The 22019-nt window shown below is 36.5% G+C and carries 13 protein-coding genes; all 13 read left to right on the top strand.

Going from position 1 to position 22019, the window contains the following annotated elements:
• Nucleotide 1 precedes the first annotated feature (1 nt).
• The 13 genes from GYM71_RS06070 (at nucleotide 2) to GYM71_RS06010 (ending at nucleotide 21905) form a co-directional block, all read left to right on the top strand.
• Nucleotides 2-979 carry an ATP-binding cassette domain-containing protein gene (locus tag GYM71_RS06070; protein WP_103751794.1) on the top strand — a complete coding sequence of 326 codons (978 nt, stop codon included), beginning with the start codon at nucleotides 2-4 and terminating at the stop codon, nucleotides 977-979.
• Nucleotides 980-981: 2 nt separating this feature from the next.
• Nucleotides 982-1941: an oligopeptide ABC transporter permease gene (opp4B, locus tag GYM71_RS06065; RefSeq protein WP_103751793.1), complete on the top strand. Its 960-nt coding sequence runs from the start codon at nucleotides 982-984 to the stop codon at nucleotides 1939-1941.
• A gap of 12 nt (nucleotides 1942-1953) precedes the next feature.
• The gene (locus GYM71_RS06060) at nucleotides 1954-2874 is read left to right on the top strand and encodes an ABC transporter permease (RefSeq protein ID WP_103751792.1); all 921 of its coding nucleotides are present in this window, start codon (nucleotides 1954-1956) and stop codon (nucleotides 2872-2874) included.
• A gap of 201 nt (nucleotides 2875-3075) precedes the next feature.
• A complete protein-coding gene (locus tag GYM71_RS06055) occupies nucleotides 3076-4848 on the top strand; it encodes an oligopeptide ABC transporter substrate-binding protein (protein ID WP_220219821.1) in 1773 nt (590 codons plus the stop codon).
• 158 nt (nucleotides 4849-5006) lie between these two features.
• A complete protein-coding gene (locus tag GYM71_RS06050) occupies nucleotides 5007-6776 on the top strand; it encodes an oligopeptide ABC transporter substrate-binding protein (protein ID WP_220219820.1) in 1770 nt (589 codons plus the stop codon).
• A gap of 165 nt (nucleotides 6777-6941) precedes the next feature.
• A complete protein-coding gene (locus tag GYM71_RS06045) occupies nucleotides 6942-8708 on the top strand; it encodes an oligopeptide ABC transporter substrate-binding protein (protein ID WP_220219819.1) in 1767 nt (588 codons plus the stop codon).
• Nucleotides 8709-8875: 167 nt separating this feature from the next.
• Nucleotides 8876-10639: an oligopeptide ABC transporter substrate-binding protein gene (locus GYM71_RS06040; RefSeq protein WP_220219818.1), complete on the top strand. Its 1764-nt coding sequence runs from the start codon at nucleotides 8876-8878 to the stop codon at nucleotides 10637-10639.
• A 186-nt stretch (nucleotides 10640-10825) separates the two neighbouring features.
• Entirely contained in the window at nucleotides 10826-12595 is a 1770-nt protein-coding gene (locus tag GYM71_RS06035; RefSeq protein ID WP_220219817.1) for an oligopeptide ABC transporter substrate-binding protein, read from the top strand.
• Nucleotides 12596-13000: 405 nt separating this feature from the next.
• Nucleotides 13001-14770: an oligopeptide ABC transporter substrate-binding protein gene (locus GYM71_RS06030; protein WP_220219816.1), complete on the top strand. Its 1770-nt coding sequence runs from the start codon at nucleotides 13001-13003 to the stop codon at nucleotides 14768-14770.
• A gap of 114 nt (nucleotides 14771-14884) precedes the next feature.
• Nucleotides 14885-15571, top strand: coding sequence for a ribonuclease III (gene rnc, locus GYM71_RS06025; protein WP_103751786.1), 687 nt, complete (start codon nucleotides 14885-14887; stop codon nucleotides 15569-15571).
• 12 nt (nucleotides 15572-15583) lie between these two features.
• The gene (smc, locus tag GYM71_RS06020) at nucleotides 15584-19147 is read left to right on the top strand and encodes a chromosome segregation protein SMC (protein ID WP_220219815.1); all 3564 of its coding nucleotides are present in this window, start codon (nucleotides 15584-15586) and stop codon (nucleotides 19145-19147) included.
• Between the two features lie 2 nt (nucleotides 19148-19149).
• A complete protein-coding gene (ftsY, locus tag GYM71_RS06015) occupies nucleotides 19150-20451 on the top strand; it encodes a signal recognition particle-docking protein FtsY (RefSeq protein ID WP_220219814.1) in 1302 nt (433 codons plus the stop codon).
• A gap of 29 nt (nucleotides 20452-20480) precedes the next feature.
• Entirely contained in the window at nucleotides 20481-21905 is a 1425-nt protein-coding gene (locus tag GYM71_RS06010; protein ID WP_220219813.1) for a C69 family dipeptidase, read from the top strand.
• The last annotated feature ends 114 nt before the right edge of the window (nucleotides 21906-22019 follow it).

Below are 22019 nucleotides of genomic sequence, written 5' to 3'. Positions count from 1 at the left end.
TATGGCTAAAGAAATTATTCAAGTTAAAAATTTAAAGGTGCATTACCCAATTAGATCAGGTTTTTGGAACAGAATAACAGATTATGTTCGTGCCGTTGATGACGTAAGTATTACCATTAATGAAGGTGAAACTTATGGCTTAATTGGTGAATCAGGATCGGGTAAATCAACGACAGGTAAGGCAATAGTTGGTGTAGAACCAGTAACTAGTGGTCAAATCATTTATAAAGATGTTGATATTACTAAATCAAAGAATAGAAAAAAGCTTGATTACAACAAAGATGTCCAGATGATTTTCCAAGATTCAATGTCAAGTTTGAATCCTAGAAAACGAATTGAAGACATCATTGCTGAACCAATTCGTAACTTTGAAAATTTGACTACAGATCAAGAACGTGATCGAGTACAAGAATTATTAGATATCGTTGGTATGCCAAGTGATGCTATCTACAAGTACCCACATGAATTTTCAGGTGGTCAGAGACAAAGAATTGGTGTTGCTCGTGCTGTTGCAACAAATCCAAGGCTGATCGTTGCCGATGAACCAACGAGTGCTTTGGACTTGTCGGTTCAGGCGCAAGTTTTGAACTTCATGAAACATATTCAACAGCAGTACAACATTGCATATTTATTTATTTCGCACGACTTAGGTGTTGTTAAGCACATGTCTGAGAACTTGGCAATTATGCACCGTGGACGACTAGTTGAAATTGGTACCCGTGAAGATATCTATAATCATCCAATTCACATTTACACCAAACGTTTACTTTCTGCGATTCCGGTTGTAGATGTTGAGCACCGTGAAGAACATAAGAAGCATCGTGAAGAAGTTGAACAAGAATTTCAGAATGATCAAAGTAAATGGTATGATAAAGACGGTCGTGTCTTCCCACTTCAACAAGTGTCCGGAAAGCACTGGGTTGCATTACCTAAAGATGAACTTCAGCGAGAAGAATTAAACGAAAAGGGGAGAGACTAATAATGTGGAAAACAGTCTTAAGACGTATATTAATTATGATTCCTCAATTGATTATCTTGAGTATCTTAGTCTTCTTCTTGGCTAAAATGATGCCGGGTGACCCATTTACTGGTCAAATCAATCCGAATACTGATCCAAAGCAACTTGAAGCATTGAAGAGAGCGGCAGGTCTTTATGATCCAGCTCCAGTTCAATATGGACGTTGGGTTGGCAATTTATTTAAGGGCGACCTTGGGACCAGTTACATTCAACACGTGCCAGTTACTTCTTTAATTGCTGATCGTGCTGTAAATACTTTTTGGCTTGCAATGTTGACTACTATTCTTAGTTACTGCATTTCTATTCCTTTGGGAGTTACTGCAGGACGTCACCAAGATCAATGGCAAGATCAAGCAGTTCAAATTTTTAACTACGTTACTTTTGCCGTGCCACCATTTGTCTTTTACATTTTAGGAATTTGGTTATTTGGTTTTACGCTAGGATGGTTCCCAATTTCTGGATCAGTTTCACCTAACGCTTCTGGCTTCTGGGGTACTTTAGGCAGTCAAATTTATCACATTATCTTGCCTGCTTGTCTTGTTGCATTGATAACAACGACATCAATTGTACAGTATCTGAGAACAGGAATCGTTGATAATAAAGTCGAAGATTACGTTCGGACCGCTCACAGTAAGGGTGTTCCCGAAAATGTTGTTTTCAACAAACATATTTTACGTAACTCGTTATTACCAATTGCGTCATCAATAGGTACAGTTATTACTGGTCTTTTAAGTGGTTCAATGGTTGTAGAATCAGTGTTCAGTTACCCAGGAATGGGTAAACTATTCCTAGATTCAATTGGACAACGTGATTACACCACTTTGACGGCATTGATTTTAATCTTTGGTATCCTTACTTTACTCGGAAATCTTTTGTCAGATATTATTATGAGTATCGTTGATCCAAGAATCAGAATTAAGTAAGGAGGAAAAGAAATGTCTGAAAAGAAAGAAAACACTTCAACTCAAGAAGTAAAAAAGAAAAAAGTTTCTTCTCCTGCTTCAAGTTTTAAGGTAGTAGTTAGAGAAATTGTCAAAGATAAAATTGCACTTACCGCATTTATCATTATTGTTTTAATTCTCTTATTTACTTTTGGAGGATCATTATTCTTAAATTCTGAAAAGGTAACAGAAACAAATATTATTGATGCCTATATGGGATGGGGCATGAACGGTCATCTGTTCGGCACTGATGATGGTGGTCGTGATATTGTTAACCTTCTAATCATGGGTGGACGTAACTCCATCTTGATTGGTTTAGGTGTTACTGCTGTCTGTGAAATTGTTGGTTTGGTAGTTGGCTTAGTTTCTGGTTATTACGGCGGTTATGTCGATGCAATTATCATGAGAATAGTTGACTTTGTTCAAGTTTTACCTGCTATGCCAATTGAAATTGTTTTAGTAAGTGTTATTCCGCATTATAGTCCTGTGAGTTTAGTATGGATTATCTCAATGTTCGGTTGGACAACTACAGCGAGATACTTTAGAGCGTTCGTCCTATCTCAACGTGGAAGAGATTATGTTCTTGCTTCGAAAACCTCAGGTTCATCAGATTTAAAGATTATGTTCCGCGAAGTTTTGCCGAATATTACCTCAATGGTTATTATTGATGTGGTTTTAGCAATCGCAAGTAACATTGGTATTGAAACAACACTTTCCTTTATTGGCTACGGTTTGCCATCAACAGTTCCTTCACTAGGTACCTTAATTGGTTTTGCTAACGATCCGGTTAACGTTGTAAGTCGGCCTTGGCTTTGGCTACCTGCTACGGTCATGTTGTTAGCAATTTCATTGAGTGTTAACTATGTTGGACGTGCATTCCAGCGTGCTGGTGATGCAAGACAAAGAGAAAACTAACTTAATATTAAAAATAACTTCGTCATTAAACGAAGTTATTTTTTTGGATTTAATTAGAATGTTAATTTTAATTTATCTATACATTAATGTTTATGAAATGATAAGCATTTGAACTTAAACTAACTTATGCTAAAATATAATTATTAGCTTATTCCAAGAACACACGGGATTATTCATTATTTAGATAGGAGTTTTAATAATATGAATAAGACAAAAATTCTTCGCGCAGCAGGTATTGCTTCAGCTGCAGCGTTGACTTTGGTAGCCTGTGGCAAAAATAGCAATACTGCTAATAACCAAAATGCTAAGACGGCAAGTAAATTCCCTCAAGCAGTACCTGTTAAAGAGACCAAGCAGGGTGGTACTTTGAAGTATGCTATTAAGACTGATACACCATTTACAGGTGTTTTTTCTGACGAACTTTCTACAACGGCGATAGATAGCTCAGTAGCTGAGCCAGGAGAAGAATCATTATTTGATACTGATGATAGTTATAAGATTACTAACAAAGGTCCAGCTACAATGAAGCTTGACCGTAATGCTAAAACTATCACAATTACCGTTAAAAAAGGTGTTAAATGGTCCGATGGTAAGCAAGTGACCGCTAAGGATCTTGAATATCCATATGAAATTCTTGCTAATAAAAAGACAAAGGCACAGAGATATAGTAGTCAACTGGAAGAAATTGAAGGCGTAAAAGAATACCATCAAGGCAAATCAAAGACAATTTCTGGAATTGAAATGCCTGATGGTGATAATGGTCGTACGGTTGTTTTACATTTTAAAGAAATGAAGCCTGGAATGTTATACAGTGGTAACGGTTATTTCTGGGAAAGTGCAGCTCCATATCATTACCTTAAGAATATTCCATTTGAGAAATTACAATCTTCTGACCAAATTAGAAAGAAGCCATTATATTTTGGACCGTATAAAGTTGAAAAAATTGTTCGTGGACAATCTGTAACTTGGGTTCCGAATAAATATTATTGGCGTGGTAAACCAAAACTAGATAAAATTGTTTCACAAGTTATTTCACAAAATTCAATTTCACAAGGTATCAAGAGTCGCAAGTTTGATGTCGCTGAAGTTGTTAATGACCAATGGAATGAGGTTAAGGACACTAAAGGCGTAAACTTTGTTGCACAAATTCCTCTCGCATATCACTACATTGGTTTTAAAGTTGGTAAATGGGATGCTAAGCAAGATAAAAATGTGATGAATCCTAATGCAAAAATGAATAATAAAGCTCTACGGCAGGCAATGGGTTATGCAGTTAACGTTGATTCTGTTGACCAACATTATACTTCCGGCTTAAGCTTTAGAATTCCAACCCTAATTCCAGCTCAATTTGGCGATTATTTTGACAAGGATGCTAAAGGATACAATTATAATTTAAAGAAAGCCAATCAACTTTTAGATAAAGCTGGCTACAAGAAGAAGGGTAAGTGGCGTGTTCAACCTAATGGCAAGCCATTAACTATTAACTTCATGGCAATGACAGGAAGTTCAGCTCAAGAACCAACGGTTCAAAATTATATCCAACAATGGCAAAAGATTGGCTTGAATGTAAAATTGCTTGGTGGCCGATTAACGGAGTTTAATTCATTTTATGATAAGATTCAAAATGATGACCCACAAGTGGACATTTATATGGCAGGCTGGAGTTTAGCTAGTGAGCCATCACCAGCTTCAATGTATGGTGAGTCTTCACCTATGAATTATTCTCGCTTCGCAACGTCTAAAAATAATAAGCTTTTAAATGAGATTGATTCGCAAAAGTCCTTTAATCATAGTTATCGGGTAGAAAAATTCCATCAATGGCAAGAATACATGAATGATCAAGCTTATGTTTTACCATTGGATAACTCTTATAAAGTGATTGCAGTTAATAATAAACTAACTGGGTATTCAACTAAGCCATCAGACAATTCGAATGGTCATCAATTATGGTATAAGGTTGGCTTTATTAAGTAATTAAGCAAATAAGATTAAGTACAAGATACTTCTAGAACTAGAAAAAACTAGTTTTAGAAGTATTTTTTTGCATAAATTAAAGTAAAATTATATTTATAGCTTTAAATATGGTAATATTTAATAAATAGTTAATTATAATTAAAAAGGAGTGTAGTATAATGACCAAATTAAAAACTATCGGTTCGGTTGGTATTGTCAGCATGGCTGCTTTAACCTTAGTTGCCTGTGGTAAAAGTAATCAAAGTAATAGTAATGATGCAAAGACAGCAAGTAAATTTCCTAGTTCTATGCCTAAGAAAGCCGCTAAACAAGGAGGAACAGTTAAGGTAGCTTTAGAAACTGATACACCTTTTACTGGTATTTTTTCTGATCAATTAGCTACAACTTCTTTTGATGCACAGATAGCTTCACCAGGTGCTGAATCACTATTTGATACGGATGATTACCATAAAATAAATGATAAGGGACCAGCAACCATTAAGATTAATCAAAAAAATAAGACAATTACGATTACGTTAAAAAAAGGCGTTAAATGGTCAGATGGCAAGCAGGTAACAGCTAAAGATCTTGAGTATCCTTATGAAATTTTAGGCAATAAAAAAACAAAGGCACAGAGGTATTCGACTAAGCTGGAGGTCCTTAAAGGACTGAAAGAATATCATGAGGGTAAAGCAAAAACTATTTCAGGAATTGAATTGCCAGATGGTGATAATGGGTTACGGATGATTTTACATTTTTCATCGTTAAAACCCGGGATGTCATTTAGCGGCAATGATTACTACGTTGAGTCTGCTGCGCCTTACCATTATTTAAAGGACGTTCCATTTAATAAGCTCGAGTCTTCAGATAAGATTAGAAAAAAGCCACTTTATTTTGGCCCTTATAAATTAGCCAAATTGGTTCGCGGTCAATCAGTGACATGGATCCCCAATAAATTTTATTGGCGAGGAAAGCCGAAGTTAGCCAAAATTGTTTATCAAGTAGTTTCACCTAATTCTGCTTCGCAAGCGATTAAATCGCATAAGTTTGATATTGTTCAGGTAGTTAATTCGCAATGGAAAGAGGTAAAAAATACCGAAAAAGTTAAATTCATTGCGCAAATCCCGTTGTATTACAGCTATTTAGGCTTCAAAGTGGGAAAATGGGATGCTAAAAAAGGCAAAAACGTCATGAATCCTAATAGCAAGATGAATAATAGGTCATTGCGGCAGGCAATTGGCTATGCAATGAATATTGCTGCGGTTAATAAGCGCTACACTAATGGCTTAAGTTTTCAGATTCCAACTTTAATTCCCAAACAATTTGGTGACTTCTATGATCCTAATGTCAAAGGTTTTACGTACAATTTAAACAAAGCAAATGAACTTTTGGATAAGGCCGGATATAAGAAAAAAGGTAAATGGCGTGTTCAACCTAATGGCAAACCATTAAAAATCAACCTTTTGGCCATGTCAGGAGCTGCAACGCAGGAACCGATTGTACAAAATTATATTCAGCAGTGGCATAAAATTGGTTTAAATGTTGGTTTGCTCAATGGTAGGCTAACTGAAATAAACTCGTTCTACGATAAAGTTCAAAATGATGATCAGTCGGTTGATATGTTTATGGCTGCATGGGGACTTTCAAATGAGCCGTCGCCTAATGGTTTATATAGTGAGGGTGGTCCGGCAAACTATACTAGATTTGTTACTGCTGAAAACAATAAACTAATTGATGAGATAGACTCAGAAAAAGCATTTAACCACAAATATCGTGTGCAAAAATTTCATGAGTGGCAAGAGTACATGTTTAAAGACGCTTACGTTATTCCAATGTACAATGCATATAAAATTTATGCTGTTAATGATTGTCTTACTGGATATTCTCTTAAACCGTCTGAATCTAATAATGATCATCCATTATGGTACCAAGTTGGCTATGTTAAATGATAATAGTAGCACTAAAATAGCAAAATCAAATACTATCTTAATATAGATTAAAAAATAAATTAAATAAAAACTAATATTTTTATTGATATACTAATTTTGTATGTTAATATTTAATCATTAACTTGTTTCAAATATTACCAGCGTGAAATTAGAAGGAGTTAAATTATGAAAAGTGCAAAATTTTGGGGGTCACTTGGTGTAGTTAGTGCAGCTGCGCTAACTTTAGTAGCCTGTGGCAAAGGCGGTAATTCGGCTAATACCGATGATACTAAGCAAGCTAGCAAATTTTCCCCTGTAGTACCAAACAAGTCCACCAAGGAAGGCGGGACGGTTAAGCAAGCTATCGAAACGGATACACCCTTTACCGGTATTTTTGCTAGTGAATTAACCACAACCCAGACCGATGTGGACGTTATGGAACCTGGTCTTGAGGGCTTATTTGATGTTGATGACGATTATCGAATCAATGACAAAGGCCCAGCTACCATGAAACTTGACCGTAAAAACAATACAATCACAATTATGGTTAAGAAGGGCGTTAAGTGGTCTGATGGCAAGCAAGTTGTTGCTAAAGATCTGGAATTTTCTTATGAAATTATGGCCAATAAAGCGACCAAATCGCAAAGATATACTAGTTCGATTGCCTCAATTAAGGGGATGAAAGAGTATCATGATGGTAAAGCTAAAACTATTTCTGGCTTAGAAATGCCAGATGGTGAAAATGGTCGTAAATTAATTATTCACTACGATAAATTAAAGCCAGGTATGTATAATAGTGGTAATGGTTACTTTAGTGAAAATGCCCAACCATATCACTACTTGAAAAATGTACCATTCAGTAAGCTGGAATCATCAGATCAAATTCGGAAAAAGCCGATGTTCTTTGGCCCATACAAGGTAGATAAAGTGGTTCGTGGTCAATCAGTAACTTGGTCACCTAACAAATATTACTGGCGTGGTAAACCAAAGTTAAACAAGGTTATTTGCCAGGTAGTTTCTACTAAATCCGCCTCTCAAGCAATTAAGAGTCAAAGATTTGACGTTGCACGTGTAATTAACTCACAATGGAAACAGGTAAAAGATACTAAAGGCGTAAACTTTGTTGCTAAAATTCCTTTGGAATATTCATACCTTGGCTTTAAGGTTGGTAAATGGGATGCTAAAAAGGGTAAAAACGTCATGAACCCGAACGCCAAGATGAATAATAAATCTTTGCGTAAAGCTATTGCGTATGCCATGAATATTTCACAGGCAACCAAACGCTATACTGGTGGCCTGACTTTCCAAATACCAACTTTGATTCCGGCTCAATTTGGTGACTACTTTGATAAGGATGCCAAAGGCTACGATTATAACCTTAAGAAAGCAAATGAACTGCTAGACAAAGCTGGTTATAAGAAGAAAGGCAAATGGCGGGTTCAGCCAAACGGTAAACCGTTAAAAATCAAAATTTTGGTTAGTGAGGGTTCAGATCCAAGTAAGGAACCAATTACACAAAATTATATTCAACAATGGCATAAAATTGGCTTAAATGTCAGTTTGATTAACAATCGATTGATTGAATTTAATTCTTATGTTGATAAAGTTCAAAATGACGATCCCGAAATCGATATGTTTACGGGAGCTTGGTCCTTGTCAAGTGAACCGTCACCAAATGACTTATATGGTGAGGGCGCGCCATTTGATATGACTAGATTTGTCACACCAGAAAATACTAAACTACTTAATGCAATTGATTCAGAAAAGGCATTTGATCATAAATACCGCGTTGAACAATTCCACAAGTGGCAAGAATATATGAATGAAGAAGCATACTGCATTCCGATGACTAATTCATATCAAATTACTGCAGTTAACGGTAAGATTACTGGATACTCGGTTAAACCATCAGATCTTAACGATAAATGGTTTAAAGTTGCATATGTAAAATAAGATTTTAAAACTCGAAATTATTTCGAGTTTTTATTTAAATAAAAATATTTAATATTAAAATTATATTAATAATTTGGTTGCATTTCTCATTAATAATGATATTATTTAATTATTAACTTGTTTCGAACACTATTAAAAATTAATTATTAAGAAGGAGAAACTCGTTTATGAAAAAAGTTAAATTTTTAGGTTCGCTAGGAGTAGTTTCAGCTGCTGCACTTACTTTAGTAGCCTGTGGCAAAGGCAGTAATTCGGCTAATACTGATGATTCTAAAAAAGCAAGTAAGTTCCCAGCCGAAGTAGCAAAAAAGGAAGCTAAACAGGGTGGAACAGTAAAATATGCTATTGAAACAGATTCACCTTTTACGGGAATTTTTGCTAATGAACTATATACTACGAAAACAGATTTCGATGTCGCCTCTCCTGGTAATGAAGCCTTATTTGATGTTGATGATGATTATCGAATCAACGATAAAGGTCCTGCGACCATGAAAATTGATCGTAAAAACAATACAGTCACAATTACGGTTAAAAAGGGTGTTAAGTGGTCTGACGGCAAGCAAGTTGTTGCTAAGGATCTAGAATATCCGTATGAAATCATGGCTAATAAAGCAACTAAATCACAGAGATATACTAGTTCAATTGCTTCAATTAAGGGTATGAAAGAGTATCATGATGGCAAAGCCAAAACAATTTCGGGCTTAGAAATGCCGGATGGTGAAAATGGACGCACAATAGTTATTCACTATGATGAATTAAAACCAGGAATGTATAATAGTGGTAATGGCTATTTTAGTGAGACTGCCGAGCCATATCACTATTTGAAAAAGGTACGATTCAGTATGCTAGAGTCATCAGATCAAGTTCGGAAGAAGCCATTGTTCTTTGGCCCATATAAGGTAGATAAAGTGGTTCGTGGTCAGTCAGTAACTTGGTCACCAAACAAATATTATTGGCGTGGCAAGCCGAAATTAGACAAGATTGTTTGTCAGGTAGTTTCAAACAATTCAACTTCCCAAGCAATTAAAAGTCAAAAATTTGATGTTGCAGCAGTCATTAACTCACAATGGAAGCAAGTTAAAGACGCAAAAAACACTAATTTCGTAGCTAAGATTCCTTTAGCATATTCATACCTTGGTTTTAAGGTAGGTAAATGGGATGCCAAAAAGGGCAAAAATGTAATGGATTCTAAAGCGAAAATGAACAATAAAGCTTTACGCCAGGCAATTGCTTATGCTATGAATCTTGATGATGTTAATAAAAAATATAATAGCAGCCTCACCTTTAGGATTCCAACTTTAATTCCTGCTCCATTCGGTGATTACTTTGATAAAAATGTTAAAGGATATCCTTATGATCTGAAAAAGGCCAATGAAATTTTGGATAAAGCTGGCTATAAAAAGAAGGGTAAGTGGCGTGTTCAGCCTAACGGTAAGCCACTGAAAATTAAGTTTCTAGCTATGCAGGGAGATGCTACGAAAGAACCTATTTATCAAAATTACATCCAGCAATGGCATAAAATTGGTTTAAATGTAAGTTTATATAATGGGCGCTTAACTGAGATTAATTCATTTTACGATAAACTGCAAAATGATGCTCCTGGAATTGACATGTACATGGCATCATGGAGTTTGTCTTCAGAACCATCTCCAGCAGACTTATATACCGAAGGTGCACCATTTAATTTTGGTAGAGTTGTTACACCTGAGAATACTAAATTGCTAAAGAATATCGATTCACAAAAAGCATTTGATCATAAATACCGTGTTGAACAATTCCATAAGTGGCAAGAATATATGAACGAACAAGCTTTTGTTGTTCCAACTAATAACTCTTACGAGATTACAGCAGTTAATAGTAAACTGACAGGATATTCGGTTAAACCATCAGACAGTAATCAACAATGGTTTAAAGTTGCATATGTAAAATAAGATTTTAAAAACTCGAAATTATTTCGAGTTTTTTGTTTGATTAAAAATATAAAAGACAAAAAGTATTCAAAATTAAGCTTAAATTAATCATTCTGTTGCAATTTTCATTTATAATGATATTATTTAATTATTAACTTGTTTCGAACACTATTAAAAATTAATTATTAAGAAGGAGAAACTCGTTTTATGAAAAAAGGTAAATTTTTAGGTTCGCTGGGAGTTGTTTCAGCTGCTGCTTTAACATTAGTAGCCTGCGGTAAGAGTAGCAATACTAGTAATGAAGGTGCAAAAACTGCAAGCAAGTTTCCAATCGAAACTAAAACTAAGACTGCGAAACAAGGAGGTACACTTAGGGTTGCAGAAGAAACTGATACTCCTTTCACAGGTATCTTTAATGATGAATTACAGATGAGTCAACCCGACGCTGATGTTTCAAGTCCTGGTCAAGAATCATTATTTGATACAGATGATCACTACAAGATTAATGATAAAGGTCCTGCTACCTTGAAACTTGATCGTAAAGCTAAAACCGCTACGATTACAATTAAAAAGGGCGTAAGATGGTCTGACGGTAAGCAAGTAACGGCCAAAGATATTGAATATGCATATGAAATTATTGCCAATAAGGCAACTAAATCACAACGTTATGCATCTCAATTTAATATAATTAATGGTATGAAAGAATACCACGAAGGTAAAGCCAAGACTATTTCTGGGATTGAAATGCCTGATGGTGAAAACGGTCGCGTTGCAGTATTACACTGCCAGGAATTGAAGCCAGGCATGTATTACAGTGGTAACGGTTATATTTGGGAAAACGCCGCACCATATCATTATTTAAAAGATATTCCATTTTCTAAACTAGAAGCTTCTGATCAAATCAGAAAGAGACCTTTGTATTTTGGTCCATATAAAGTGCAGAAAATTAATCGTGGTCAATCTGTAACCTGGGTTCCAAATAAATATTACTGGCGTGGTAAGCCAAAATTAGATAAGATTATTTACCAAGTAATTTCACCAAATTCTGCTTCGCAAGCAATTAAGAGTCATAAGTTTGATATTGCTCGTGTAATCAATAACCAATGGAAACAAGTAAAGGGTACTAGCGATGTTACCTTTGTTGCCCAAGTACCATTAGCATATAATTATATGGGCTTTAAAGTAGGTAAATGGGACGCTAAAAAGTCTAAGAACGTCATGAATCCTAAAGCTAAGATGAATAACAAATCATTACGGCAAGCGATGGCTTATGCAATGAACACTGATGCGGTATACAAGCATTATACTGATGGCTTAAGCTTCCAAGTTCCAACTTTGATTCCTGCACAATTTGGCGATTACTTCGATAAGAATGCCAAAGGTTATACTTATAACATAAAGAAAGCCAACCAACTTTTGGATAAAGCCGGTTATAAGAAAAAGGGTAAGTGGCGTACTACTCCTGATGGTAAACCACTGACAATTAACTTTATGGCCAAATCAGGTCAAGCAATTAACCAACCAATTGCTCAAAACTTTATTCAACAATGGAACAAGATTGGGTTAAACGTTAAGCTAGTCGGTGGTCGATTAACTGAATTCAATTCTTTCTATGATAAAGTGCAACATGATGATCCTAAGGTTGATGTATTTTTAGCTGGCTGGACACTCTCAACAGAACCATCTCAAGAGCAAATGTATAGTGAAGGGACAATGTCCAATTACTCACGTTTTGTAACTCCAGAAAATACGAAGCTCATTAAGGATATGGACTCACAAAAGGCCTTTGACCATAAATACCGTGTTGATAAGTTCCACGAATGGCAAAAATACATGAATGATGAAGCTTATGTCATTCCAACTTATAATGAATACCAAATCGATGCTGTTAATAGTAAGATTACTGGCTACTCATTGAAACCATCGAAATTAAACAATGGTCATCAATTATGGTACCAAGTTGCTTTTGCTAAATAAAACTGTTAAATTTAATTAGTAATTTACCGGTTTTTTTGCGAAAAATATTTAAAAGCGTTAGGGTTAATCACCCTAACGTTTTTTTGTTAAGCTGGTTTTTGTTTGTTAATCGTGATGCGGCGGTATTCGTCTGAATAATCAAGATTTAGCCTTGTTAAACTATATGCTCGCTCTCATAGTAATCAAGTTTTGATTTTAAACAAGTTTTAAAAATAAAGCTCATAAATAAGGGGTATTTGTTGTCTTTATGTAAATAAAATTAAAATATAGCGAATAATAATACAAAATAATGAATTAAAAATTAACAAATATATTGATTTTTTAATTTTTTCTGCTAATATTTATTTATTAGCTTGTTTCAAACACTTAATTACATATTTTTAAAAAAAAGGAGAAACTTGTTTTATGAAAAAAGGTAAATTTCTAGGCTCATTAGGAGTTGTTTCTGCAACTGCCTTAACTTTGGTAGCCTGTGGCAAGAGTAATAATAATAGTAATGAAGGTGCTAAAAAGGCCGACAAGTTTCCTGTTGAAACGGCGAACAAAGCGGCCAAGCAAGGCGGAACGATTAAGGTAGCACTTGAGTCAGATACGCCGTTTACTGGGGTCTTTCTAGATGAATTGCAAAATGATCAACCAAGTGCAGATGTTTCTAGTCCCGGTCAAGAGTCGCTTTTTGATACAGATGATAATTACAAAATTAATGATAAAGGCCCAGCAACCTTAAAGCTCGATCGTAAAGCTAAAACAGCAACGATTACGATCAAAAAGGGCGTTAAGTGGTCTGATGGTAAACAGGTTACAGCTAAAGACATAGAATATGCATATGAAATCTTGGCAAATAAGGCGACTAAGTCGCAACGATATTCATCGCAGTATGCCATTATTGATGGACTAGAGGCTTACCGTGATGGTAAAGCTAAAGCCATTTCTGGAATCGAGATGCCAGATGGTGAAAATGGACTGAAAGTGGTAATTCACTGTAAGGAATTAAAACCTGGCATGTATAACAGCGGTAATGGCTACTTATTGGAAAGTGCAGCACCATATCACTACTTGAAGGATATTCCATTTGACAAGTTAGAGTCCTCTGACAAGGTGCGTGAGAAGCCACTTTACTTTGGGCCATACAGAGCGCAAAAAGTTGTTCGTGGCCAAGCAGTTACGTGGGTACCTAATAAATACTACTGGCGAGGTAAGCCAAAGCTAGATAAAATTATTATTCAAGTAATTACGACCAAATCAGCTTCGCAGGCAATCAAGAGTCATAAGTTTGATGTTGCGAGGGTGGTTAATAGTCAGTGGAAGGAAGTCAAAGATACCAAAAAGATTACCTTCGTGGCTAAAGTCCCATTAGCCTATTTTTACATGGCTTTCAAGGTCGGCAAGTGGGATAATAAGACCTCTAAAAACGTCATGAATCCTAAAGCTAAAATGAGTGATAAGTCACTTCGGCAAGCAATGGCGTACGCGCTAAACACTGATTCTGTTTATAAGCACTATACAGATGGCTTGAGTTTCCAAGTGCCAACTTTGATTCCTGAACAATTTGGTGATTATTTTGCGAAAGATAACAATGGCTATTCGTTTAACTTGAAGAAAGCCAATCAGATTTTGGATAAAGCTGGTTATAAAAAGAAGGGTAAATGGCGGACTACGCCAGAAGGCAAGCCTTTAACAATTAATTTACTCGCCAAAGGCAATACGCCAATTGATGAACCGATCGTTCAAAACTATATTCAACAATGGGCAAAAGCTGGCTTAAATGTAAAGTTGATCGGTGGCCGTCTTAGTGAATTCAATTCATTCTATGATAAAGTTCAACATGATGATCCTAAGGTCGATGTTTTCCTTGGTGGTTGGATGTTATCTTCGGAGCCATCGGCAGAACAGTTATACGGTCAAGGATCAATTCAAAATTACTCACGGTTTGTTACTCCTGAAAACACTAAATTATTACAAGAAATGGATTCGCAAAAAGCCTTTAATCACCAATATCGGCTTGATAAATTCCATGAATGGCAAAAGTACATGAATGACCAGGCTTATGTGGTTCCAACTTATAACACTTACCAAATTGATGCTGTTAATAGTGAGTTAACGGGTTTTTCGCAAAAGCCATCGAAAATGAATAACGGCCACATCCTTTGGGGTAATGTTGCATATGCCAAGTAAAGATAAATAGTTAGAATTTAAGAAAACTATTGCATAAAGTCTGTGTAATAGTTTTCTTTTTCATTTTCGCTTACAAAAACTGGTATAATTTATAAAGAAAAAGGGGTTGAAAAGATGGTCAGTACGAAATTTATTAATCAATTAAAAACAAAATATAAAATTAGATTTAATAGCCCAAAATTATTAGAAGAAGCTTTCACTCACTCTTCATACGCCAACGAACACCCAGGAGATGGCGTGCGTGATTACGAAAAGCTTGAATTCTTAGGCGATGCAGTACTTGAATTGGCTATTTCAGATTATTTATACCGCAACTTTCCTCAGCTAAATGAAGGCGAATTGACTCGCATGAGGTCTAACATTGTTGATACCGAAGGCTTCGCTGAATTCGCTCAAAAATTTGGCTTTCCAGCAGAAATAAATCTAGGTCATGGTGAAGAAAAAGCAGGTGCTCGTTCACGCAAGACACTTTTGGAAGATGTATTTGAAGCTTTCAACGGTGCCCTTTTTCTTGATCAGGGCATGGATGCAGTTGAACACTTTTTGAGTTTGACGGTTTTTCCATTGATTGATGCGGGTAAATTTGATGCCTCTCGCGATTATAAAACTGATTTGCAAGAATTTTTACAACAAGATGGTCCAGTAAAAATTGAGTACGAAGTGATAAAAGAAGAACAAATGCCGTCACGATTTACCGTTCAACTGGTAGTTAATGGTAAAGTATTATCACAAGGCAAAGGACATAATAAAAAAGCTGCGGAACAAGAAGCAGCGCGTGCAGCTTTGCATAAACTCAATTAGGGGGATGAGTACTTGCCGTTAACAGAACTTATTATTGATGGTTTTAAATCTTTTGCAGAAAAAACTAGAATTAAATTTGATACAGGAATTACCGGCATTGTTGGACCAAATGGTAGTGGTAAAAGTAATATTACGGAAGCTATTCGCTGGGTAATGGGTGAATCTAGTGCAAAATCACTCCGGGGTTCGAATATGAAAGATGTGATTTTTGCTGGAAGTGAATTTCGTAAGCCTGCTAGCCATGCCGAAGTGTCGATGATCTTTGATAATTATAAACGTGAACTTAATTTTGATGAAGATCAAGTTATCATCTCTAGGCGTATCTTACGTTCAGGCGATAATGAATATCTGATTAATAAACGTAATGTAAGACAAAAAGATATTCGAGCGCTTTTCTTAGATTCAGGGATTTCGCAAGATAGTTTAGCCATCATTTCTCAAGGTCGGGTTGATCAAATCTTGAATTCACACCCTGAAGACCGCCGGGGGTTATTTGAAGAGGCTGCGGGAATTTTACATTTTAAAAAGCAAAAAGAAGAAGCGAGAGTTCAACTTGAGCAAACAACTGATAACTTGGTTCGGATTAATGATTTAGTAAAAGAACTTGAACAGCGAATTGAACCTTTACATGAGCAAAGTTCCCTTGCAAAGGAATACCAATTTCAAAAAGATGGCTTGGATCAAGAGCTGAAAACACTTTTAGCCTTTGAAATTGAGGATTTGGATATTCAAAAAAAGTCCGTTCAAACTAAAGCTGAGCAAAATCAAGTTCTTTTGTCAAAGCTTGATCGCGAAGTCAAAGAATCGCAAGCTGCAGTGGCTGCTAAAAGGGATGAATACAAAGAAATTAGCGGGCAGCGTGAGCAAATTCAAGAGGAATTGCTGGCTTTGACAAAGAAACTTTCCGAAATAAATACCAGTTTACAAGTAGCTGAGCAAAGTAAACAGTATAGTGAAGCTACTAAAAAAGAATATGAATCTGAATTAGTTGATTTAAAAAAGCAAGTGGTAACCTTACAAAATGAATGTTCTGAATTAAGCGAAAATAAGCAAAGTTTAGCTGCTGAACAAAAGCTTTTGCAAGACCAACGGACAGAATTAACTAACCAATTAGATGAAAATCCGACTAAGTTATCACAAAAATTAGATGATTTAAGAAGCGATTATATCCAACTTTTGCAAGATCAGACTTCTAATAATAATGAAATTGTTTATTTGAAATCTGAACTAAAACGGACGGCTGAAAACGACGAATATCAAAATGATGATGTTGCTGCTCAATTGCAAAAAGCAACTTTAGAATTAGATAGATTGCGTGAAACTGGCAAACAACTGAAGGAAAAGCATCAAGCAAAAAAAGACCAGGTTAATGCATTAACCAGCCAGCAAGCGGAAAAACAGGAAAAATTAGCTGATTTGCGGCAAGTTGTCAATACCAATAGTCAGCGCTATAGTCAGATAAATGCTCGTTATGAAGCTTTAGAAAACATTCGTAAGCGGCACGAAGGATATTATTATGGGGTTAAAAATGTTCTTAATAATTTAACGAACTATCCTGGCGTGATCGGTGCGATTGGTGAGTTAATCTCCTTTTCAGCTAAATTTGAAGCTGCAATGGCAACTGCACTTGGAGGCGGTGTGCAAGATTTAGTTACTACCACGAAGAAAAGTGCCCGTGATGCCATCAATCAACTGAAAAGTAGCCATTCTGGTCGAGCAACGTTCTTACCACTTGATGGCTTACGAGAAAATTCCATCCCGCCTTCAACAGTTAAAATTATCGAATCTTATGATGGCGTTCAGGGAATTGCTAATCAGTTAGTAGAAAATGCCACAGATTATGATATTACGCCTGCTATCAATTATTTATTAGGCAGTACGATTATTGTCGATACAATTGACAATGCCATGAAAATCCGTCAGAGAATTGCTCGCTACCGAATTGTTACGTTAGATGGTGACGTCATTTCGCCTGGAGGCTCAATGACTGGGGGAACGCGAAACCAGAAAAATAATTCGCCACTGCAAACCGTAACTGAACTTAATCAATTACAAAAAAGCCGGGTTCAATTAAAAAATCAGTTAACAGAAGATCAAACTGCTTTTACCGCCTTAGCTGCTGAAAGTGATGCGTTAAACCAAAAAATTACCGAAGCTCAAAAAAAGCGGCAGGATTATAGCCGTGAACTTGGTGAGGCAGTTCTTTCCTATCAAAACCAAGAAAAAGAAGTCAACCGCTTAAAGGCAGCTAATCAGTTATTTGAAGTTCGTAAAAAAGAACGCGATGAACAAGTTGTCGAGCTTAAGGAAAAGATTGCAAAAGCCGAGCAGCAAAAGGCTAGCTTTGTTAAGCAAATTGAGCAACAAAAAGCGGCAATTAAAAATATCCAGGAGCGAATCGAAAACTTTACCGCTCTAAATCAAAAGGTTCAGGAAAAATTAGCTGAACTTGATCCACAAATTGCAGTTTATACTAATAAACTAGAAAATCTGAGCAAGCAACAGTCAGATAAAAAACGTGATTTAAATCAGCATGAAAAACAAATTACTGCTTTAACTAAAAAGTTAGCGACGCTCAATGAGAGTGGCCAACTTGATCAGCAAAAAAAGCAGCAAATGGACGAAGAGCAAAAAAATGGAGCGGTAAAAAAAGAGCAGTTGCAAACGCAGTTAAGTCAATTAAGTTCCCAATTAGGTAAGGCTGATGCTAAAATTACGCAGCTAGACCAAGTTGCTAGCCGGAACTATGATTTACGTAAAGATGCCGCGGCAGAACAAGAAAGCTTTTCCGTCAAAATTGCACAGTTAACTAGTCAAATCGATCAGCGCTTGGATCAACTAAGTAAAGATTATTCGTTGACATTTGAGGCGGCTTTAGCCCAAGCCGACTGTGAAAATGATGAAGAAACCCGTCAGCGACTGCAAAAAAGTGTCAAATTGCATAAAATGTCAATTGAAGATATTGGTCCGGTAAATATTAAGTCAATTGAAGAATATGAAGATGTTAAGAAGAGATATGATTTTCTGAACAACCAGCAAAATGATTTAATCAAGGGGCGCGATAATTTGCGGGAATCAATGGCAGAACTTGATCAAGAAGTTTCTACTAGGTTTAACGCCACGTTTAGCGCTGTATCTGCGAGTTTCACGCAATTATTCCCTGTAGTCTTCGGCGGAGGGAATGCGAAACTTGTTTTAACCAATCCAGATGATATGTTAACGACGGGTGTCGAAATTATTGCGCAACCGCCTGGCAAGAAATTGCAGCGACTAAGCCTACTTTCGGGAGGAGAAAGGGCACTGACTGCCATTACATTATTATTTGCTATGCTGAAATACAAACCAGTACCATTTTGCGTATTAGATGAAGTCGAAGCCGCACTTGATGATGCTAATGTAACGCGTTTTGCTAAGTTTTTAGAAGATTACGATATGCATACGCAATTTATTGTAATCACGCACAGGCGGGGCACGATGGAGCGTGCTGACCAATTATATGGCGTTGTGATGCAGGAGTCTGGTGTATCGCAGGTACTTTCCGTTTCATTAAAAGAACTAAAAAATGAGGTAAATTAACATTGGGTTTATTTGATAAAATAAAAAAATCATTGTTTGGCGACAATGAAGAAGAGGAAAAGAATAAAAAATCTGAAGAGGAATCCCAAGACAAAGAGGCTCAAGATGACGATCAGGCAGATAGCGATTCTGAAAAGCCGTCTGAATCTGAGCAAGAAGAAGAAAATAGTCAGCTAAATGAAAGTGATGCTGACAGTCAGTCCGACATTTCAGCAAAAAGTTCAGCTGCAAATAAGGCAGAAGAGGAGGATGGACAAAAGCCGGTTGCGGTTGAAACTGAAAACCAGTCTCAGGACAACGATACCGCTTCAAGTGACGTAACGGCAAAGTCTGAAGCAGATGAAGCTGAAGAAGAAACTGATCAATCTGATAGCCAAACTGAGCTTTATGAAAAAGGGCTAGAAAAGACCAACCAGGGCTTTGGAGCGCGTTTAAATAAATTTTTTGCTCAATTTAGAACAGTTGATGAAGATTTCTTTGACGATTTGGAAGAACTGTTAATAGAGTCAGATGTTGGTTACGAGACGGCTGAACAATTAACGACTGCACTAAGAGACGAAGCCAAATTGCAAAAAGCGAAGTCACGTGATGATTTGAAAAAAGTGATCGTTGAAAAATTAGTTGAACTTTACGATCAAAATGGGGATGCAGCTAATGAAAAATTGCGCTCTCACGATGACGGTAAAACAAATATTTATTTATTTGTCGGTGTAAATGGTGCTGGTAAAACAACAACGATCGGCAAATTGGCTAAACGATTCAAAGATGAAGGAAAATCTGTTTTGTTAGCGGCAGCTGATACCTTTAGGGCTGGAGCAGTTGAACAATTAGTCGAATGGGGCAAACGAGTTGATGTCCCAGTAGTTACTGGAAAAGAGCAGGCCGATCCAGCCTCTGTTGTCTTTGATGCAACAACAAAAGCAATTGCGGAACATGCAGATTACTTGTTGGTTGATACAGCCGGCCGTCTTCAAAACAAAAAGAATCTGATGAGTGAACTCGAAAAAATTGAGCGAACAATCAAAAAGCAGGCGCCAGATGAACCAACCGAAACTTTATTAGTTTTAGATGGATCAACTGGACAAAATGCATTATTGCAGGCCAAGGACTTTGATAAAACGACTAAATTGACTGGCTTGGTGTTAACCAAGTTAGACGGCTCTTCAAAGGGTGGTGTTGTTTTAGCAATTAGAAATGAAATGAAATTACCGGTAAAATTGGTTGGCTTAGGCGAAAAAGCTAGCGACTTAGCCGATTTTGACGCGGCTGATTATGCAGTTGGTCTTTTCCATGATTTGGTTTAAGATAAAGAAAAAACAAAAGGAGTTTATTAATGAAAGAATATAGCGCATGTACAACTATTTTGGTTGGGAAAAAAGCATCCGTTGACGGTTCAACGATGATTGCTCGAAATGACGATACTTTTCGACCAATTACCCCGCAAAAATTTATTATTCACCCAGAGGCAAAAGGCGAAAAGGGGCGGAAGATAAAATCATGGCTTAATAAGTTTGAAATGGATCTTCCAGAAGATGCACAACGTGTGCCTGCAGTACCTAATGTTGATTACAAGCACCGGGGTTATTACGATGAAAGTGGTATTAACCAAGATAATGTTGCAATGTCTTGTACGGAATCAACCTATGGTAATGAACGTGCTTTGGCCTATGATCCCTTGGTGAAGGATGGTTTAGATGAAGATTGTATGCAGTCGGTTGTTTTACCATACATTCATTCGGCCAAAGACGGTGTCCAATTTTTAGGCAAATTAATTGCCAAATACGGATCACCTGCGGGCAACTCTGTTTTATTCGGTGACAAAGATGAAATTTGGTACATGGAAATTGTAACTGGTCATCATTGGGTTGCACAGCGTATCCCAGATGATGCATACGCTGTTGCGGCTAATCGGGTTTCAATTGAGCAGGTTGACTTCACTGATTCAGATAACTTCATGTGGAGTGACGGTATACGAGAATTTGTTGCTGATCACCACCTAAATGTTGACCATGAAGGTTGGAATTTCCGTCATATTTTTGGTACTTACAGTCAACAAGATCGTTATTACAACACTAATCGTGTATGGTATGGGCAAAAGTATTTTAATCCTGAAATTGAACAAGAACCAACTGATGGTGATTTGCCATTTATTCGCCAGGCTGCTAAGAAAATTACCCGTGAAGATATCGAATTTGTCTTAGGAAGCCATTATCAAAATACTCCGTTTGATCCTTTTGGTAAGGGAACAGAAGAAGAAAAGCACCGTTTCCGTCCAATTGGTTTAAATCGGACCCAAAATGCGCATATTTTACAAATTAGAAATGATGTTGCTGCTGATAAGGCAGCTATCATGTGGCTATGTATTGGTGGACCTACTTTTACGCCATTTGTACCATTCTTTGCAAATATGAGTGATACTGATCCTTCCTATAACAATACATCAATGGACTATAACATGAATGATGCATGGTGGTATTACAAATCTCTTGCTGCACTAGTTGAAAGCCATTATCCACAATTTGTTCAGTTGGATACTGATTATTTAAATGAATTGAATCAATATTTCAGGCGTCGTGTACACGAAATAATTGATGGTGCTGGCGATAAGTCCGGTGCTGCCTTAACTGAATACTTAACAAAGGCGAACCAAGAAACAGTTGCTTATACTCGTAAGCGTTCAGAAAAATTATGGGCACAAATGATGATTGATTCTATTAACATGTCAAAATTAACTTTTAACATGGATGCTAATTTATAATCTTTAGAAGAAACTTGTATGACACAGATTGTGAAATACAAGTTTTTTACTCGGCAAATCTAGCAAATTACCTTGCTTTAGATAGCTGTAAGCGTTATTATGATTAAGACAAGT

It is taken from the genome of Lactobacillus panisapium (assembly GCF_019469265.1).
GTDB classification, from domain to species: Bacteria; Bacillota; Bacilli; order Lactobacillales; family Lactobacillaceae; genus Lactobacillus; species Lactobacillus panisapium.
Note: the sequence above shows the minus strand (reverse complement) of the source record. Positions and strands in the feature narration are given on the sequence as shown.

What these genes read in the sequence shown, in the direction of transcription:
- opp4B (WP_103751793.1), top strand. Translation starts at nt 982, where the DNA reads ATGTGGAAAACAGTCTTAAGACGTATATTAATTATGATTCCTCAATTG.
- rnc (WP_103751786.1), top strand. Translation starts at nt 14,885, where the DNA reads ATGGTCAGTACGAAATTTATTAATCAATTAAAAACAAAATATAAAATT.
- GYM71_RS06060 (WP_103751792.1), top strand. Translation starts at nt 1,954, where the DNA reads ATGTCTGAAAAGAAAGAAAACACTTCAACTCAAGAAGTAAAAAAGAAA.
- GYM71_RS06030 (WP_220219816.1), top strand. Translation starts at nt 13,001, where the DNA reads ATGAAAAAAGGTAAATTTCTAGGCTCATTAGGAGTTGTTTCTGCAACT.
- GYM71_RS06040 (WP_220219818.1), top strand. Translation starts at nt 8,876, where the DNA reads ATGAAAAAAGTTAAATTTTTAGGTTCGCTAGGAGTAGTTTCAGCTGCT.
- GYM71_RS06035 (WP_220219817.1), top strand. Translation starts at nt 10,826, where the DNA reads ATGAAAAAAGGTAAATTTTTAGGTTCGCTGGGAGTTGTTTCAGCTGCT.
- GYM71_RS06055 (WP_220219821.1), top strand. Translation starts at nt 3,076, where the DNA reads ATGAATAAGACAAAAATTCTTCGCGCAGCAGGTATTGCTTCAGCTGCA.
- GYM71_RS06010 (WP_220219813.1), top strand. Translation starts at nt 20,481, where the DNA reads ATGAAAGAATATAGCGCATGTACAACTATTTTGGTTGGGAAAAAAGCA.
- GYM71_RS06050 (WP_220219820.1), top strand. Translation starts at nt 5,007, where the DNA reads ATGACCAAATTAAAAACTATCGGTTCGGTTGGTATTGTCAGCATGGCT.
- GYM71_RS06045 (WP_220219819.1), top strand. Translation starts at nt 6,942, where the DNA reads ATGAAAAGTGCAAAATTTTGGGGGTCACTTGGTGTAGTTAGTGCAGCT.
- GYM71_RS06070 (WP_103751794.1), top strand. Translation starts at nt 2, where the DNA reads ATGGCTAAAGAAATTATTCAAGTTAAAAATTTAAAGGTGCATTACCCA.